General features: G+C 73.5%; 14 protein-coding genes and 1 pseudogene. 6 read left to right on the forward strand and 9 right to left on the reverse strand.

The genetic code is table 11. The features are described 5' to 3' along the window. Positions 1–74: 74 nt before the first annotated feature. Positions 75–845 (reverse strand): TIGR04222 domain-containing membrane protein, encoded by a 771-nt coding sequence (locus AB0E85_RS22565; RefSeq protein WP_361929950.1) that lies wholly within the window; start codon positions 843–845, stop codon positions 75–77. A gap of 278 nt (positions 846–1,123) precedes the next feature. Between AB0E85_RS22565 and AB0E85_RS22570 the strand changes: the two genes are divergently transcribed. From AB0E85_RS22570 to AB0E85_RS22580, 3 genes are read left to right on the forward strand one after another with little or no spacing between them, the layout of a single operon-like run. Further along, positions 1,124–2,590: an aldehyde dehydrogenase family protein gene (locus AB0E85_RS22570; RefSeq protein ID WP_361929952.1), complete on the forward strand. Its 1,467-nt coding sequence runs from the start codon at positions 1,124–1,126 to the stop codon at positions 2,588–2,590. Positions 2,591–2,625: 35 nt separating this feature from the next. Beyond that, entirely contained in the window at positions 2,626–4,182 is a 1,557-nt protein-coding gene (locus AB0E85_RS22575) for a GMC oxidoreductase (protein ID WP_361929955.1), read from the forward strand. Beyond that, positions 4,179–5,663 carry an APC family permease gene (locus AB0E85_RS22580; protein ID WP_361929957.1) on the forward strand — a complete coding sequence of 495 codons (1,485 nt, stop codon included), beginning with the start codon at positions 4,179–4,181 and terminating at the stop codon, positions 5,661–5,663. Before AB0E85_RS22575 ends, AB0E85_RS22580 begins: the two co-directional genes overlap by 4 nt. A 22-nt stretch (positions 5,664–5,685) precedes the next feature. Here AB0E85_RS22580 and AB0E85_RS22585 read toward each other — a convergent pair whose 3' ends face one another. Further along, positions 5,686–7,191, reverse strand: coding sequence for a DUF692 domain-containing protein (locus AB0E85_RS22585; protein ID WP_361929959.1), 1,506 nt, complete (start codon positions 7,189–7,191; stop codon positions 5,686–5,688). Between the two features lie 180 nt (positions 7,192–7,371). Between AB0E85_RS22585 and AB0E85_RS22590 the strand changes: the two genes are divergently transcribed. After that, entirely contained in the window at positions 7,372–7,944 is a 573-nt protein-coding gene (locus AB0E85_RS22590) for a potassium channel family protein (RefSeq protein WP_361929961.1), read from the forward strand. A gap of 15 nt (positions 7,945–7,959) precedes the next feature. Here AB0E85_RS22590 and AB0E85_RS22595 read toward each other — a convergent pair whose 3' ends face one another. Continuing rightward, positions 7,960–8,421 (reverse strand): hypothetical protein, encoded by a 462-nt coding sequence (locus AB0E85_RS22595; protein WP_361929963.1) that lies wholly within the window; start codon positions 8,419–8,421, stop codon positions 7,960–7,962. Positions 8,422–8,491: 70 nt separating this feature from the next. Next, the gene (locus tag AB0E85_RS22600) at positions 8,492–9,253 is read right to left on the reverse strand and encodes a peptidyl-tRNA hydrolase (RefSeq protein ID WP_361929965.1); all 762 of its coding nucleotides are present in this window, start codon (positions 9,251–9,253) and stop codon (positions 8,492–8,494) included. 42 nt (positions 9,254–9,295) lie between these two features. On the opposite strand from AB0E85_RS22600, the gene AB0E85_RS22605 reads away from it, so the two are divergent. Together AB0E85_RS22605 and AB0E85_RS22610 are read left to right on the forward strand one after the other, a co-directional pair. Further along, a complete protein-coding gene (locus AB0E85_RS22605; RefSeq protein WP_361929967.1) occupies positions 9,296–10,165 on the forward strand; it encodes an ATP-binding cassette domain-containing protein in 870 nt (289 codons plus the stop codon). Beyond that, positions 10,162–10,833 carry an ABC transporter gene (locus AB0E85_RS22610; protein WP_361929969.1) on the forward strand — a complete coding sequence of 224 codons (672 nt, stop codon included), beginning with the start codon at positions 10,162–10,164 and terminating at the stop codon, positions 10,831–10,833. Before AB0E85_RS22605 ends, AB0E85_RS22610 begins: the two co-directional genes overlap by 4 nt. On the opposite strand, the gene AB0E85_RS22615 is transcribed toward AB0E85_RS22610, so the two are convergent. From AB0E85_RS22615 to AB0E85_RS22635, 5 genes and pseudogenes are all read right to left on the reverse strand, one after another. Then, positions 10,825–11,004 (reverse strand): hypothetical protein, encoded by a 180-nt coding sequence (locus tag AB0E85_RS22615; RefSeq protein WP_062929707.1) that lies wholly within the window; start codon positions 11,002–11,004, stop codon positions 10,825–10,827. The genes AB0E85_RS22610 and AB0E85_RS22615 overlap by 9 nt on opposite strands. Before the next feature lie 28 nt (positions 11,005–11,032). After that, on the reverse strand, positions 11,033–12,550 hold the full coding sequence (locus AB0E85_RS22620) for an FAD-dependent oxidoreductase (protein WP_361929973.1): 1,518 nt from the start codon (positions 12,548–12,550) through the stop codon (positions 11,033–11,035). A 68-nt stretch (positions 12,551–12,618) separates the two neighbouring features. Further along, a pseudogene (locus tag AB0E85_RS22625) lies at positions 12,619–13,512 on the reverse strand (PPK2 family polyphosphate kinase). 87 nt (positions 13,513–13,599) lie between these two features. Then, on the reverse strand, positions 13,600–15,006 hold the full coding sequence (locus tag AB0E85_RS22630) for an alkaline phosphatase PhoX (RefSeq protein ID WP_361929976.1): 1,407 nt from the start codon (positions 15,004–15,006) through the stop codon (positions 13,600–13,602). A gap of 90 nt (positions 15,007–15,096) precedes the next feature. Further along, positions 15,097–15,981 carry a slipin family protein gene (locus AB0E85_RS22635; RefSeq protein ID WP_361929978.1) on the reverse strand — a complete coding sequence of 295 codons (885 nt, stop codon included), beginning with the start codon at positions 15,979–15,981 and terminating at the stop codon, positions 15,097–15,099. Positions 15,982–16,188: the final 207 nt, after the last annotated feature.

The raw sequence follows: 16,188 nt of genomic DNA on the forward strand, positions 1-16,188 counted from the left end.
TTCGTTCGGCGCAGGGGGAAGGCAAGCACCGACCGCCGGTGTCGGGCCCGATGCCCCTGTGCGCCCCCGCTCCGTCAGTCGTGCGGCTCGCGGTGCGCGAACGCGGCCCGCAGATCCGGTTCGCCGATCGCGCCGACGCCCCGCACGGCCACCGACGTGAGGTACGTGCGGTCGTCGGCGGCGCCGTCAGCGGTCCGGGTCAGCCCGCCGAGCAGCCGCTGTCCGGCCGGGGAGGCCCAGCGCGAGTACGGGTGGATCTCGACCCGCGCGACGGCCAGGCAGCTCAGGGTCAGGGCCAGGGGCAGCGCGAACCACAGGGCGACCAGGTGCGGGGGCATGTCCGGCGGAGCGGGCGTCAGCAACGCGGCCACACCCAGCCCGAGGACGGCGACGGCCGCGACCCGCACCTGCCGTACGGCCGCCGTGACCGTCGTACGGGCGCTGTCCGGGACCGCGAGCCCCGCGCGCACCAGCCCCTCGGCGATCCCGCGCACCGCCTCCGCCGTCGCGGCGGTGGCCCGCACCGGCGCGATGCGGGACTGCCCTTCGGGGCCGATGGCGCCTATCACCGACCGCTCCATCTCGTCCCGCCCGCGCGGGTCGACGACCGTCGCCCAGCCGGTGTGGGCCAGCAGCAGCCGGCGCTGGCGCGCCATGGCGACCAGCGTCACGTCGGCGACCCGCCGGGGGCCGCCGGAGAGGAACGCGGCCTCGTACAGCGTGAGTTCACGACCCCGGCCGGTGTCCGCGTCCACGGCCGCGGCCCGAACGGCGGCCAGACACAGGCGCGTACACGCGGTGCCGGCCACGGCCCAGGCCGCCAGGAGGAAAAGAACCCAGAGCATATGTTGTTTGTATGTGACACGGTCCCGAAAACACCATGCCTCGTTCACAATCCGGACGGAGTGTTGTCGGTATGTGACGTTCCGTTTCCTTCCGGTGGCGTTCCGTGGACGGGCGACGGTGGCGGGCCCTGTGGGCCGGGCGACTAGCCCAGCCGGGTCCTCTGGGCCGTCCGGACATCGTCGCGGCGGTGTGCCCCGTGGCTGCCGCCCGTCCGATGGGCCATGTTGCTGATCGTCGAGCCGATCGGGCTCCGGACGGACGCGAAGGAGGCCCCGCGGTGGGTGAGCTGTACATCGACGGCGAGTGGACACAGGCGGCGGCCGGCGGGCGCCGGGACGTGATCAACCCCTATGACGCCTCGGTCGTCACCACCGTCGACGAGGCCGGCGCCACCGACGTCGACCGCGCCGTGCGCGCCGCCCGGCGCGCCTTCGCCGAGGAGAACTGGGCGAACGCCCCCTCCCGCCACCGGGCCGACCTCCTGCTGCGCGTCCACGACCTGCTGCTGCGCGACCGCGAGGACATCGCCCGCACCGAGACGCTCGACACCGGCAAGACCCTCACCGAGGCCCGCATCGACGTGGAGGACGTGGCGAACGCCTTCCGCTACTACGCCGAACTCGCGGGCAAGGACGGCGGCCGGGTCGTCGACGTCGGCCCCGACGTCCTCAGCCGCGTCGTCTACCAGCCCGTCGGCGTGTGCGCGCTCATCGCCCCCTGGAACTACCCGCTGTTGCAGGCCTCCTGGAAGGTCGCTCCGGCCCTGGCCGCCGGCAACACCTTCGTCCTCAAGCCCAGCGAGACCACCCCGCTCACCACGATCGCCATGATCCGGCTCATCGAGGAGGCCGGCGCCCCGCCCGGCGTCGCCAACCTGGTGCTCGGCTCCGGGGCGACCGTCGGTGCGGCCCTGACCGGCCACCCCGACGTCGACCTGGTCTCCTTCACCGGCGGCCTGCACACCGGACGGGCCATCATGGCCAGCGCCGCCGACGGGCCGCGGAACATCGCCCTGGAACTGGGCGGCAAGAACCCCAACATCGTCTTCGCCGACGCCGACTTCGAGGCCGCCGTCGACTACGCCCTCGACGCCGCCTTCCTGCACTCCGGGCAGGTCTGCTCGGCCGGTTCACGCCTGCTCGTCGAGGACTCCCTGCACGACCGGTTCGTCGAGGCCTACGCCGAGCGCGCCCGGGCGATCCGGCTCGGCAACGGCCTGGACGAGGGCACCGAGAGCGGACCCCTCAGCTCAGCCGAGCACCGCGAGAAGGTCGAGGCCTACATCGCCGTCGCCAAGGAGGAGGGCGCCCGGCTCGTCACCGGAGGCACCCGCCCCGACGACCCGGCCCTCGGCCGCGGCTTCTTCCTGCTGCCGACGATCTTCGCCGACTGCGACCGGTCCATGCGCATCGTCCAGGAGGAGGTGTTCGGACCGGTCGTCACCGTCGAGCGTTTCCGCACCGAGGACGAGGCGGTGGAACTGGCCAACGACACCCGCTACGGCCTGGCCGGCGGCGTGTGGACGTCCGACGCGAGCCGCGCCCAGCGCGTCGCCCAGCGGCTGCGCCACGGCACCGTGTGGATCAACGACTTCCACCCCTACGTACCGCAGGCCGAGTGGGGCGGCTTCGGCCGCTCCGGCGTCGGACGCGAACTCGGCCCGACCGGGCTGCGCGAGTACCAGGAGGCCAAGCACATCTACCAGAACCTCGCCCCCGCCCCCTCCGGCTGGTTCAAGGGCTGACCCACGCCGCACCGCACCACCACGAAAGGCACGGCATGGCCACCACTCCCGCGCACGGCGCCGAGTCCGCCTACGACTACGTCATCGTCGGCGGCGGCACCGCCGGCTGCGTACTCGCCGCCCGGCTGAGCGAGGACCCCGACTGCCGCGTCTGCGTCATCGAGGGCGGTCCCAGCGACGTGGGCGACGAGCGCATCCTGCGCCTGCGCAACTGGATCAACCTGCTCGGCTCGGAGTTCGACTACGGCTACACCACCGTCGAGCAGCCGCGCGGCAACTCGCACATCCTGCACTCACGGGCCCGCGTGCTCGGCGGCTGCTCCTCGCACAACACCCTGATCAGCTTCCTGCCGCTGCCGCAGGACCTCGACGACTGGGTGCGCCACGGCTGCGCCGGCTGGGACCCGGCGACGATCCTGCCCTACCGCGACCGGCTGCTCACGCGGATCGTCCCGGTGGCCGAGGCCGACCGCAATCCCATCGCCAAGGACTTCGTCACCGCCGCCTCCCGCGCCCTGGGCGTCCCCGTCGTCGACGACTTCAACGCCGAACCCTTCGCCGACGGCACCGGGTTCTTCTCCCTGGCCTACCAGCCGGAGGGCAACCTGCGCTCCTCCGCGTCCGTCGCCTACCTCCACCCGGTGCTGGACCGGCCCAACCTCACGCTGAAGCTGGAGACCTGGGCCCACCGGCTGGTCCCCGACGAGTCGGGCCGGCTGACGCGGGTCGCCGTCCGGGGCGCCGACGGGGAACCCGCGACCGTGCGCGCCGAGCGTGAACTCCTGCTGTGCGCCGGGGCCATCGACACCCCACGCCTGCTGATGCTCTCCGGCATCGGACCGGCCGACGACCTGCGCGCCCTGGGCATCAAGGTGCGGGCCGACCTGCCCGGCGTCGGGGAGAACCTGCTGGACCACCCCGAGTCCGTGATCGTCTGGGAGACCGCCGGGCCGCTGCCGCCCAACTCCGCGATGGACTCCGACGCCGGCCTGTTCCTGCGCCGCGACAAGGGCCAGCCGCGCCCCGACCTGATGTTCCACTTCTACCAAGTGCCGTTCACCGTCAACACCGAACGCCTGGGCTACCCCGTACCGCGGCACGGGGTGTGCATGACGCCGAACGTGCCGCGGGCCCGCTCCACCGGCCGCATGTGGCTGCGCAGCAACAACCCCGCCGAGCATCCCGCCCTGGACTTCCGGTACTTCACCGATCCCGAGGGCCATGACGAGCGCACCCTCGTGGACGGGCTGAAGGTCGCCCGCGAGGTCGCCGCGACCGACCCGCTGCGCGACTGGCTCGTCCGCGAGGTCGCACCCGGACCGGACGTCGTCTCCGACGCCGACCTGTCGGAATACGGACGCCGCGCGGCCCACACCGTCTACCACCCGGCCGGCACCTGCCGCATGGGCGCCGCGGACGACCCGGCGGCCGTCTGCGACCCCGAGCTGAGACTGCGGGGCTTCGAGGGCGTGCGGATCGTCGACGCGTCGGTGTTCCCCACGATGCCCACCATCAACCCCATGGTGACGGTCCTGCTCGCCGCCGAACGCGCGGCCGACCTGATCACCGCGGGACGGAAGGCGCAGCGGTGACCGGTACGCAGCCTCCCGCACCCGCGTCCGGCGTCCCCGGCAGCGAGCCGGGCTCCGAGTTCCGCAAGGACATGGGCCCTTGGGCCAACTTCGCCCTCGGCTTCACCTACCTCTCCCCGGTGGTCAGCACCTACACGCTCTTCGGCACCGCGCTCGCCGAGGGCGGACCACCCATGATCTGGGCGTTCGTACTCGCCGGCTGCGGCCAGTTCCTGGTCGCGCTGGTCTTCGGCGAGGTCGTCGCGCAGTACCCCATCGCCGGCGGCGTCTACCCGTGGGCGCGGCGGCTGTGGGGCAAGCGCTGGGCATGGATGACCGGCTGGGTGTACATGTGGGCGCTGCTGGTGACCATCACCTCGGTCGCCTACGGCGCCGGGCCCTACATCGCCATCCTCTTCGGCTTCGACCCGACCGTGCACACCACCGTGCTGTGCACCGCCGTGCTCATCGTCGTCGCCATCCTCATCAACTACCTGGGCACCAAGGCCCTGTCGGCGGCCGCCATCATCGGCTTCGCGGGCGAGCTCATCGGCGCCCTCGTCGTCGGCATCTACCTGCTGGCCACCCACCGTCACCACAACATCGGCGTCATCTTCGACACCTACGGCACCGAGGGAGACGGCTCCTACCTGCCCGTGTTCCTCGCCGCGGCCATCATCGGCTTCTACCAGTACTACGGCTTCGAGGCGTGCGGCGACACCGCCGAGGAGGTCGAGCACCCGGGCCGGGTCATCCCCAAGGCGATGCGCCGCACCATCTACATCGGCGGCGCGGCGGCCACGTTCACCTGTATGTCGCTGCTGCTGTCGGTCACCGACTACAACGCCGTCATCTCGGGCGAGCAGGCCGACCCGGTGGTGGACGTGCTGTACGACGCCATGGGCGAGACCGGGGCGCGGCTGGTGATGGCCGTGGTGCTGATCTCCTTCCTGTCCTGCACGATCAGCCTCCAGGCCGCGGCCGGGCGGCTCATCTACTCCTACGCCCGCGACGAGATGATCGCCGGGCACCGGCTGCTGCGGCGGTTCGTCCACGCCCGTGCGGTGCCCAGCTGGGCCCTGTTCGTCTCCGCGGCCGTGCCGCTGCTCATCGCCTTCGCCTCACTGGCCTCCGAGGACGCCCTCACCAACATCGTCTCGTTCGCGATCCTCGGCATCTACGGCTCGTTCCAGATGGTCGTCCTGGCCGCGCTGCGCGCCCGGCTCAAGGGCTGGCGTCCGGCGGGGGAGTTCACCCTGGGCCGCTGGGGCCTCGCGGTGAACATCGGGGCCCTGGCGTACGGCATCTTCGCCATCGTCAACATCTGCTGGGCCCGCACCCCGGAGAAGCCCTGGTGGGAGAACTGGATCGTGCTGCTGTGCGGTGCGATCGTGCTGGGCACCGGCCTGCTCTACATGTTCACCACCCACCACTACGGCCGCGGTGACGCCCCGGCGGGTGACGCCGTGCCGGAGAAGGCCGGCCCTCCGGGGCGGGGGTGAGGGGCTCCGGGCCCCTCGTGCGTCAGCGCCGCGACAGCACCCGGCGCGTGGCGCGGGCGAGCCGGTGGGCAGGCCGCGAGGAGCGCGGCGCCGGACCCGACCGGTCCAGCCACCACTCCCGCAGCTCCCGCCGCGCCCCCGTGTCCCCGGGGCGCCCGGTGGACAGCAGGTGCTCGGCGAAGGCCAGGGCGTCACGCCGGTACCCGGAGGTCATGGGGTGCGTCTGGGCGTAGCCGAGGAACGCCGTGCGGTACCCGTCGCCGAGGATCACCGGCAGCTCGGGCGCGACCTTCGCCACGACGTCCGCCCGCTTCGCCGCGAGCGCCCTCGCCTGTACGCCGATCCGCACCCGGTCGAACCCCTCGGGCACGGGCGTGCCCGCGACCAGCGCCGACAGCAGCGCCGCCTGTGCCAGCGCGAGCCGCTGCCGGGCGCCGTCGACCTCCTCCTGGTGGGGCCGGCCGAAGGCGCCCCGTGTCGCCCCGGCCGCCCCGGTCTCATCGCCCCGCCGTACCGCCCCGGTCCCGCCGGTGACGCGTCGGGCCCCCTCCTGCCGCGCGGCCCTCTTCCCCACGGGCAGCCCGCCGCCGACGCCCCCGGCCGCTTCCCGCCGTCCGGCTCCGGCGGCCGCGAACAGCTCGTCGCCGCGGGCCCCGGCGCCTGCCGCGGCCGCCGCACGGAGTTCCGCCTTCACCCGTTCGACAGCACCCGTCTCCAGCGCCCGGCGGATCGTGCTCAGCTCGTGCTCCAGCTCCGCCGGTGCCGGGAAGTTCTCGTCCCGTTCCAGCAGGACGCCCGGCGGGCTGACGCGGGAGGCGAGGTCGGTGAGGATGTCCAGGACCGGCCCGGGGACCGGGTGGGCGTGGCTGTCGTGCCAGACGCCGTCGCGCTCGAAGCCGCCGGCGACGTGGACGTAGGCGATGGCCTCCAGGGGCAGCTCGGCCAGGGCCTTGGCGGGGTCCTCGCCGCGGTTGACGTGGTTGGTGTGCAGGTTGGCCACGTCGATGAGGAGACGGACGCCCGTGCGGTCGGCGAGGTCGTACAGGAACTGGCCCTCCGTCATCTCCTCGCCCGGCCAGCCGATCAGCGCGGCGATGTTCTCGACGGCCAGCGGCACCGGCAGTGCGTCCTGCGCGATGCGTACGTTCTCGCACAGGACGTCCAGGGCGTCCCGGGTCCGGGGGACGGGCAGCAGGTGGCCGGCCTCCAGGTGCGGGGACGCCGTCAGAGGCCCGCCCGCCCGGACGAACGCGATGTGCTCGGTGACCAGCGGGGAGCCCAGCGCCTCGGCGCGCTCGGCCAGTGCGGTCAGCCGGCCCGCGTCGGGGCGGTCCGCGCACCCCAGGCCGAGCGAGACGCCGTGCGGCACCACGGTGACGCCGCGCTCGCGCAGCCGCCGCAGCGAGTCGGGCAGGTGCCCGGGGCAGATGTTCTCGGCCACCGCCTCGACCCAGTCGATCCCCGGCATCCGCTCCACGGCGTCCGCGATCTCCGGCCGCCACCCGATGCCCGTCCCCAGTCGCTCCATCGTCCCCTCCTCCACCCGGCCCGTTCCTCGAACGTGAGGGGGGTATGGCCCAGCCGCCGGCTCCCGAACCGCGCCCCGCCCTCCTTCAGAGCAACATTTGAGGTTCGCGCCCCGCCCCCCTTCCCCACCGATGGAGGCGCAGGGGTCGCGTCCCGCCCCGGTACGCCGTAGACCGGACCTATGTCCGGAGGCAGCGAGCAGCCCGACCGCGTCGCGCGGAAGCGGGAACCGGAATCCCGGGCGGCCGCCGTCCGCCGGCTGCGGATCGTGGCCGGAGCCCTGCTCGTGGCAGGCGTGACGGCCTACTTCCTGTTGCCGCTGGAGGGTCTCGGCGCCGACCGCCCGTGGCTGGGCTGGCCGCTGTTCGTGCTGTTCCTGGCGCTCGTGGCCGCGCTGCTGCTGCGTCATGTACGCGACATCGTGCTGGAGAAGCCGCAGGCCCGGTCGGGCATCATGATCTCGCTGCTGATGAGCCTGGCCGTGCTGGTCTTCTCGTCCGGGTACTACGCCCTCGCGCAGCAGCCGGGACAGTTCACCGGCCTGCGCACCCGGGTCGACGCGCTGTACTTCACGGTCGTCACCCTGGCGACGGTCGGCTACGGCGACATCACCCCGCGCGGGCAGGAGGCCCGGCTGGTGGCCGTCGCCCAGATCCTGTACACGTTCGTCTTCCTCACGGCGGCGGCCACCGCGCTGTCCCGGCGGATGCACGCGGTGGTCGCTGAGCGCGAGAGGCGCCCGCCGCCGTCCTGACGGAGGGGGAGTGCTCTACATCGTGTCAGTCGGGCGGTAGTTGAACACCGACCAGAGGACGAACAGACCGGTCACGATCATGATGATCGACCAGAACGGCTGGTACGGCAGCCAGAGGAAGTTCGCGATCAGCGCCAGGCCGACCACGACCGCGCTCACGACCCGCGCCCAGGCGGCCCCGGTGAACAGGCCGAGCCCGGCCACCACCACGAGCGCGCCCACGATCACGTGGATCCAGCCCCACGCGGTCAGGTCGAACTCGAACGAATACTGCCCGAAGCTCGTGTACACCTCGTCGCCGGCGATCGCCGCGATGCCCTGGAGCACCGCGAACAGCCCGTAGACGACCATCAGGATGCCGCCGAGAGCGAGACCCCCGGCTGCCAGCGGGTCGCCGGAACCGCCCGGGCCGGAGCCGCCGGGCGTCCGGTCGTCGGGGGCGGGCGGGGCGGGGGGAGGGGGCGCGGCACTGGTCATGGCTGCCTCCGGGGGTCGGTTCGGCTGGTAACCCCACTGGAGCATTCGTCCGGGACCGGCGCGCCTGCGGCTACTCCGAACGGGTGGACGCCGCGCGGCCGGGCCCGTGCGGTTCCCGGCGCAGCGCCGGGTGGTCCGCGACCACCGTGCACGAACCGGGCGCGATCTCCGTGAAGCCCGCGTCGCGCACCAACGGCAGGCCGCTACCGGTGAGTTCGGACCAGCGGGCCGGGTCGGCCGTCCGGGCGGCGAGCGGGAACCCCGCGTCGTGCCAGGCGGTCCGCTCCTCGTCGGACAGCTCCCACCAGGCCAGTTGGGCGGCGTGGCCGGCCTGGGCCATCGCCTTGCCGGCCGACATGCCGAGGTCCGGGTTCAGCCACAGCACGGGGGCGGCCGGGTCGGCGTCCACCGGCGGCTCCGGGTCGTCCAGATCGGTGCCGGACACCTGGAGCCTGGCCAGGTCCTTGGGCCAGCCGTCCAGCGGAACGGGCGGGAAGACCCGCACCTCGGCCGACTTGCCGGTGACCGTGATACCGGGCAGCGCCCCGGCCCGCCGCCACTCGGCGCCGCGCGCCCGCCGCACCACCTTGCGGATCCGGGCGTCCTGCCAGTCCCGCATCACCACGGCCCACTCGCCCTCACCGGCCGACCGCTCGTCGGCCAGGATCGTCAGCACGGCCCGCGCGGCCGTCTCCAGCGCGTCCGTGCGGGCCGGCGGCTCCCCCTTCTCGATCCGCACGACGAGCGGCAGCACGAACTGCGGTGCCTCGTCGCGCGCCGAGGGTTCGGACCGGAAGGGACTGTCGCTCACGGGCGTCGGGTCTTCGCTCACGAATCCCAGTGTGCCAGCCGGAAGATCGTGCAGGATGGCCGCATGCGACCCGACCTGTGCCTGCGCAACGCGGGCCGCCGTTACGGTCTGCGGGGCCCGTGGGTGCTGCGCGGTGTCGACCTGGCGGTGGCTCCGGGCCGGCTCGTCCGCATCGAGGGCGCCAACGGCAGCGGCAAGTCCACGCTGCTGCGGCTGCTCGCCGGCATCGACGCCCCCAGTGAAGGCCGCGTCACCGGCCGGCCGCGCACGGCGTACGTCCCCGAGCGGTTCCCGCCGGCCCTGCCCTTCACGGCAGCCGGCTACCTCACCCACCTCGGCACCGTGCACGGCCTGGCCCGGGCGGCGGCCGCCCGGGCCGCCGGGGAGTGGCTGGAGCGCCTCGGTGCCGCCGGGTACGCCGAGACGCCGATGGCCCGGCTGTCGAAGGGCAGCAGCCAGAAGGTCGCGGTCGCCCAGGCCCTGCTGGCGGAGCCGGAACTGCTGGTGCTGGACGAGGCGTGGACCGGTCTGGACACCGCCGCCCGCGCCGAGCTGGAGCGCGCGGTCGCCGAACGCACGGCGGCCGGCGGGTCCGTGGTCTTCGTCGACCACGGCCCCCGCCGCCTCGCGGGCCTGCCCGACGCGACGTACGCCGTGCGCGACGCGGACGTCGTCCGGCAGGAGCCCTCGCCCGCTCCGGACGCATCAGGTCCGCACGTGCTCGTCGAGGTGCAGGGCCCGCCGGACGGACGGCTGCCCGAGGACGCGCGCCGGACGGCCACCACGGCCGAGGAGACCGGGCCGGGCCGCTACCGCCTCTCCGTGCCCGCCCCGCACTCCGACGTCCTGCTCCGCACCCTGCTGACGGCCCGCCCGCCCTGGCACGTGATGAGCGTGACCCCGCGGGCGACAGCACAGGAGAGGCAGCGATGACCGCTCTGATGCGCTACCACGCCGCCCTGCTGGTGCGGTCGCAGCGCTGGCTGCCTCCGTTCCTGCTGTACGCGGCCTTCCTCGCGATCAGCATCCAGGCCGGGCAGCCGGTGCTCGACTCGCTCGGCTACACGGCCGCCGCCCTGCTCCCCGTCGCCGCCTGGCTGGCGCGGATCTGCGTCACGGGCGAACCCGACGCCGCACGCGGCTGTGTGGCGGCGGCCGCCGGTCCCGGGCGGGCTCATGTGGCCTGTCTGCTCGTGGCCCTGGCCGGTGCGGCGGCACTCGGCACGCTCGCGACCCTCGCCGTGACACTGCTCAGCGACCCGGTCGCCTCCGACCACCGCACCCGGGTGCCGCTCCCCGCCGCCGGCGGGGCCGGGCTGCTCGCCGCCCTGGCCTGCGCCCTGCTCGGCACGGCCGTCGGCGCCCTCACCAGCAGGCCCCTGCTGCGCTCGCCCGGCCGCGCCGTCCTCGCCCTGCTGCTCACGGCGCTGCTGTCCCTGGTCGCCACCGGCTCACCCGCCCAGGCGGCCGTGCAGGGCCTGGTGACCGGCTCGCGGCAGGGCGAGGTCCCGCTGCCGCTGCTGCCCCTGGCCGGGGCGGCTCTGGTCACGGCCGCGGCGCTGGCCCTGGCCGGAGCGCTGGCTTCGCGCAGATCACCCTGAGCAGGCGGTGCGCTGCGCCTCCTGCCACTCGCAGGCGGGGCAGAGCGTGATGCCCTTGTACGACTCGGGGTACTCCGTCGGCTCCCGGCACAGCACGCACTCCGCGTACGGCGGACCGTCCGCCCGGGGCGGCCTGGTCGCGTCGATCAGGCAGTAGTCGTCCTCGCTCATACGTCCAGCGTAGGCCCGGGACGATCCCTCAGAGGTCCCGCTGTTCCAGGGGCTTGGTCGCGGGGCCCTGGATCACCTTGCCGTCCGTGTCGAAACGGGAGCCGTGGCAGGGGCACTCCCAGGCGCGTTCGGCGGCGTTGAAGTCGACCAGGCAGCCCAGGTGGGTGCAGCGGGCGGAGACGGCGTGCAGCCCGCCGTCGTCGTCCCGGTACACCGCGACCCGGTGACCGCCGGCCCGGACGACCGCGCCCTCGCCGGGCGGCAGGGACTCCACGGGCGGGGAGGGCCGCAGCCGGTCGCCCACGAAGTGCCCGGCGACCTTGGCCTGCGTCTTGAGGAACGTCGGCGCCTCCCGCAGTGCGGGCTTCACGCGGCGGGGGTCGTACAGCCCGCTCCACTCGCACTCCTCGCCCGTGATCTGCGCGCTCAGCAGCCGGCCCGCCATGATGCCGCCGGTCATGCCCCAGCCGCCGAAGCCGGTGGCCACGTAGGCGTGCCGGGTGCCCGGGTGCAGCGGGCCGACCATCGGCACCGTGTCCGTGGGCTCCGTGTCCTGGGTGGCCCACCGGTGGGTGACCTCCAGGTCCGGGAAGCGGCCGGTGGCCCAGGCGGTGAGGCGCTCGAAACGGGCCCGCGGGTCGCTCGTGCCCGGAGTGAAGTGCTCACCGGTGACGATGAGCAGCCGCCGGTCGCCCTCGTGGGGCGCGGTGCGCACCGAGCGGGTGTCCTCGTCGGGCGTGATGAACATGCCGTCCGGGTCCTGGTCCGCGGGGATCGTGCCGGCGACGACCAGTTCGCGGCGCGTGGAGAGGCGGGCGAAGAGCAGGGCCCGGTCGAAGATCGGGTAGTGCGTCGCGACGACGACGTCCCGGGCCCGGACCGTCGCCCCGGTCGTGGTCGACAGCCGGCACGGCTCGCCCTCGTCCAAACCGAGGACGGTGGTGTCCTCGTAGATGTGCCCGCCGCGTTCGACCAGGTCGGCGGCGAGGGCCAGCAGGTACTTGCGGGGGTGGAACTGGGCCTGTCCGGTGACCTCGACGGCGCCCGCCACCTCGAAGGGCAGCCCGGTCTCCGTGACGAACGAGGCGGGCAGCCCGGCCTCGGCCGCGGCCCGTGCCTCGGCGCGCAGCTCCTCCACCCGGCTCGCGTCGACGGCGTAGGTGTAGGCGCTCCTGGTCTCCCACTCGCAGTCGACGCCCAGCTCCCGGGCGATCCGGGCCGCGTGCCCGATCGCCTCCGACTGCGACCGCGCGTAGAGCCGCGCGCCCTCGGGGCCGCGGGTGCGCCGCAGCTTGTCGTAGACGAGCGTGTGCAGGGCGGTGACCTTGGCGGTGGTGTGCCCGGTGACGCCGGCCGCGACCCGCCCGGCCTCCAGCACGGCCACGCTCCGCCCGGCCCGCGCCAGCTCCCAGGCCGTGGACAGTCCGGCGATTCCCGCGCCGATCACCGCCACGTCGACCTCCACGTCCTCCGTGAGGGCCGGGTGGCGGCCGTCCGGCGCCGTCTCGAGCCAGTACGAGCTGCTGACCTGCTGCTTCTCGCTCATGGCCGCCGAGTACCCCCGTCCGCCGGCTTCAGTGTCGGACAGGGCGCTCCACAGACCGGGCGGGTCGATCAGGGCCGCTCCAGCAGCCGCTTCCGGCACTCGGCCACGTCGAAGTCGGCCTTCGGGTACCGCGGATCCAATTCCTCGAAGTGCTCTAGGAGCAGTGTGCTGACCGCCCAGTTGCGGTACCACTTGTGGTCGGCCGGGATCAGGTACCAGGGGGCGTACGAGGTGCCGCAGCGCTCCAGGGCGATCTCGTAGGCCTCCTGGAACGCGGGCCACAGGGCGCGGTCGTCGATGTCGGACGCGGCGAACTTCCAGCGCTTCTCCGGCTTGTCGAGGCGCTTGAGCAGCCGGCGGCGCTGCTCCTCGGAGGACAGGTGCAGGAAGCACTTGACCAGGGTCGTGCCGTCGTCGGCGAGGGAGCGCTCGAAGCGGTTGATCTGCTCGTAGCGCCGGGCGATCTCGGGGGCGGGCGTGAGCTCCCGGACGCGGGCGATCAGCACGTCCTCGATGGGGGCACCGCCCGCTCGAGCGAAGTCGAGAGTTGGGGAGGGAGCGGTCGAAGATGCCCAGTTCGCCGCGGATCGGGAGCGCGTGCTCGACCCGCCACAGGAAGGGGTGGGCGCGTTCCTCGGCGGTGGGTGCCTTGAACGCCGTGATCCGGCAGCCGCAGGGATTGAGCAGGCCGATGACGTGCTTGACCGTGCCCCCTTGCCGCTGGTGTCCATGCCCTGCAACACCAGCAGCACGCGGCGCCGGTCGCCCTTGGTGCTGGCCGCCCACAGCCGTTCCTGGAGGACGGCGAGGCGCTCACCGGTCCGGGCCGTGGCGGCCTTGCCCGCCGCCTTGCAGTCCGGGCCGGCGGGGGTGCCGGCGGCGTCGTACCGCGTGAGGTCGACCGGCTGACCGGGGGGCAGGCGCAGCCGGTCCCGCAGCGAGGTGCTGTCCTTGTGGGTCACCGGGGCCCCCTTCGCGGGTGAGTGCCTCGACGGTCCGGGCGGGGCGCCGGGCTTCGCACCCGCCGCCCCGGCCGGGCGGAGCGCCGGCTAGCGGCGCCAGGGGCCCGTCACCGCGAACGTGGTGCCGGGCCGGTAGCAGTTGACATACATCGTGTCGCCGTCGGGGGAGAAGGTCACCCCGGCGAACTCGCCCCACTCGGGCTGCTGCTCGGTGCCGCCCGCCGCGTCAGCGGCTGATGTGATCGCCTGCCGGTTGCGTGCCATCGGGTAGACCTCGCCGCGCCGGGTGACCCCGTAGACGTGCTGGGCGCCGTCGCCGTCCTCGCAGACCATGAGGCCGCCGCCGGCCGCCAGGCAGATGTTGTCCGGCGACTCGCCCGGCAGCTGCACATCGGTGTCCGGGCCGAAGACGATCACCAGGGTGAGCCGGCGGCGCTCCGGGTCGTAGCGCCAGACCTGCCCGAAGTGGTCGGCGGCCGAACCGTCCGACCGGCGCGCGAAGGACGACACGAAGTACACCGAACGGCCGCCCCAGTAGCAGCCCTCCAGCTTCTGCGCGTGCGTGATGCCCTTGCGCCCGAAGTCCTGGAACCGGATCGGCGTCTGCGCGGCCTGCGGGTCCGGCACGTCCACCCACTCGACGCGGTCGAACTCCGCGCCGACGTCCTGGATGCAGGACAGGTCCGGCACATCGGGCACGCGCATGGCCTGGAGCCGGCCGCCCGCGCGCAGCGAACCCCTGCCGCCCAGCGGCCGGTCCGGGAGGAAGCGGTAGAAGAGGCCGAAGGGCTTCTCAAAGGCGTCCTCGGTCTCGTAGACCACGCCCCGCCGGGGATCGACGGCGATGGCCTCGTGCGCGAAGCGACCCATCGCGGTCAGCGGCACGGCACCGGTGCGGTGCGGGTCGGCCGGGTCGACCTCGAAGATGAAGCCGTGGTCCTTGGTGTAGCCGTTGGTCCCGGCCTTGTCCTCGGTCTCCTCGCAGGTCAGCCAGGTGTCCCAAGGGGTGGGGCCGCCCGCGCAGTTCACCGCCGTACCGGCGATCGCGACGCGTTCCGACCGGACCCGGTTGTGGGAGTCCAGCGTCAGGGCCGTACAGCCGCCCTTGCCGGCCGGGTCGTAGGTGAGGCCCTCGACGGTGGGGACCGGGGCTTTGGCGTCGGCGCGGTTCTCGTGGTTGCGGACCAGGTGGACCCGGCCGCCTCTGCCTCCGAAGGCCGCCATGCCGTCGTGGTTGGACGGCACGCGCCCTTCTCCGGAGCGGAGTTCGTCGCCCTCGCGGGAGAGGATCCGGTAGCTGAAACCTTCCGGCAGGTCGAGAACGCCCTTCGGGTCGGGGACGAGCGGGCCGTAGCCGGTACGGCCGAGACCCTGCGCGGAGGCGGTGCCCGCGAAGAGTTCGGACAGGGCACCGGAGAACGCGATCCCGACGCCCAGGGCGCCCGTTCCGGCGAGCATCTGACGTCGTGTCGCGGAGTGACCGGATGCGGTCATGGGGAAACCTTCCTGCTGGCGGACAGGAACTGTGATCCCGCTGTGTCTATCACCTGGTGCGGGCGGCGGGAACCACGCGCGTAGCACGGGTCACTGCTCTACGGCGCGCCGCAGCTGCTCCATGGCCTCTTCGGCCTGTTCCGTGCGGTCGACGGCACCCTCCGCGATCTCCGCCTGCTCCTCCGCCCCGGCGTGTCCCGCGGTCTGTGCGGAGGGCTGCTGGCCCCGTTCCAGGAACCGCAGGAGTTCCACCGGTATGGGCAGGACCAGCGTGGAGTTCTTCTCCGCCGCCACCGCCATGACGGTCTGAAGCAGCCGGAGCTGGAGGGCCGAGGGCGTGTCGGCCATCTGGTGGGCGGCCTGGGCCAGTTTCTTGGAGGCCTGGTACTCGGCGTCGGCGTTGATCAGCCGGGCCCGCCGCTCCCGGTCGGCCTCGGCCTGGCGGGCCATGGAGCGCTTCATGGTGTCCGGCAGGGAGACGTCCTTGATCTCCACGCGGTCGATGGTCACGCCCCACTCCACGGCCGGGCTGTCGATCATCAGCTCCAGGCCCTGGTTGAGCTTCTCCCGGTTGGACAGCAGATCGTCCAGCTCGCTCTTGCCGATGATCGAGCGCAGCGAGGTCTGGGCCATCTGCGAGACGGCGAAGCGGTAGTCCTCGACGTTGACGATCGCGGCCGCCGGGTCGACGACCTTGAAGTACACCACCGCGTCGACCCGCACGGTCACGTTGTCGCGGGTGATGCCCTCCTGGGCGGGGATCGGCATGGTCACGATCTGCAGGTTGACCTTGCGCATCCGGTCCACCGCGGGAACCACGAGGGTGAACCCGGGCCGCCGCACGTCCCCGTGCAGACGCCCGAGCCGGAAGACGACCCCGCGCTCGTACTGCTTGACGACCCGTGCCGCGGCGGCCACGTACACCAGCGCGCCGGCCCCGACGGCGGCCACCACGCCGACCAGCTCTTCGACCATGCCGACCTCCCGGTTCAGAGGTCCGAATCCGTCCGCTCATGTAACGATATGCCCGGAATGGCGCGCGGGGCCATGCCCCCGCGCCCGGGCCGGGACGGGGGGCGGACGCACGTGGTCCGGGGGGGGGGGGGGGGGGGGCCCCGGCCCCGGGCCCCGGGGGTGGGGGGTCGCGGGGGGGCGGTGTGCCTCTCCCCCCGGGGCCGCCCG

The organism is Streptomyces sp. NPDC029044 (assembly GCF_040637495.1).
GTDB lineage: Bacteria > Actinomycetota > Actinomycetes > Streptomycetales > Streptomycetaceae > Streptomyces.

Excerpts from the sequence above, each read along its gene's own strand:
- AB0E85_RS22615 (WP_062929707.1), bottom strand. The coding sequence starts at position 11,004 with ATGAGCGAGGACGACTACTGCCTGATCGACGCGACCAGGCCGCCCCGG.
- AB0E85_RS22585 (WP_361929959.1), bottom strand. The coding sequence starts at position 7,191 with ATGGAGCGACTGGGGACGGGCATCGGGTGGCGGCCGGAGATCGCGGAC.
- AB0E85_RS22605 (WP_361929967.1), top strand. The coding sequence starts at position 9,296 with ATGCGACCCGACCTGTGCCTGCGCAACGCGGGCCGCCGTTACGGTCTG.
- AB0E85_RS22630 (WP_361929976.1), bottom strand. The coding sequence starts at position 15,006 with ATGACCGCATCCGGTCACTCCGCGACACGACGTCAGATGCTCGCCGGA.
- AB0E85_RS22635 (WP_361929978.1), bottom strand. The coding sequence starts at position 15,981 with ATGGTCGAAGAGCTGGTCGGCGTGGTGGCCGCCGTCGGGGCCGGCGCG.
- AB0E85_RS22610 (WP_361929969.1), top strand. The coding sequence starts at position 10,162 with ATGACCGCTCTGATGCGCTACCACGCCGCCCTGCTGGTGCGGTCGCAG.
- AB0E85_RS22575 (WP_361929955.1), top strand. The coding sequence starts at position 2,626 with ATGGCCACCACTCCCGCGCACGGCGCCGAGTCCGCCTACGACTACGTC.
- AB0E85_RS22590 (WP_361929961.1), top strand. The coding sequence starts at position 7,372 with ATGTCCGGAGGCAGCGAGCAGCCCGACCGCGTCGCGCGGAAGCGGGAA.
- AB0E85_RS22620 (WP_361929973.1), bottom strand. The coding sequence starts at position 12,550 with ATGAGCGAGAAGCAGCAGGTCAGCAGCTCGTACTGGCTCGAGACGGCG.
- AB0E85_RS22565 (WP_361929950.1), bottom strand. The coding sequence starts at position 845 with ATGCTCTGGGTTCTTTTCCTCCTGGCGGCCTGGGCCGTGGCCGGCACC.
- AB0E85_RS22595 (WP_361929963.1), bottom strand. The coding sequence starts at position 8,421 with ATGACCAGTGCCGCGCCCCCTCCCCCCGCCCCGCCCGCCCCCGACGAC.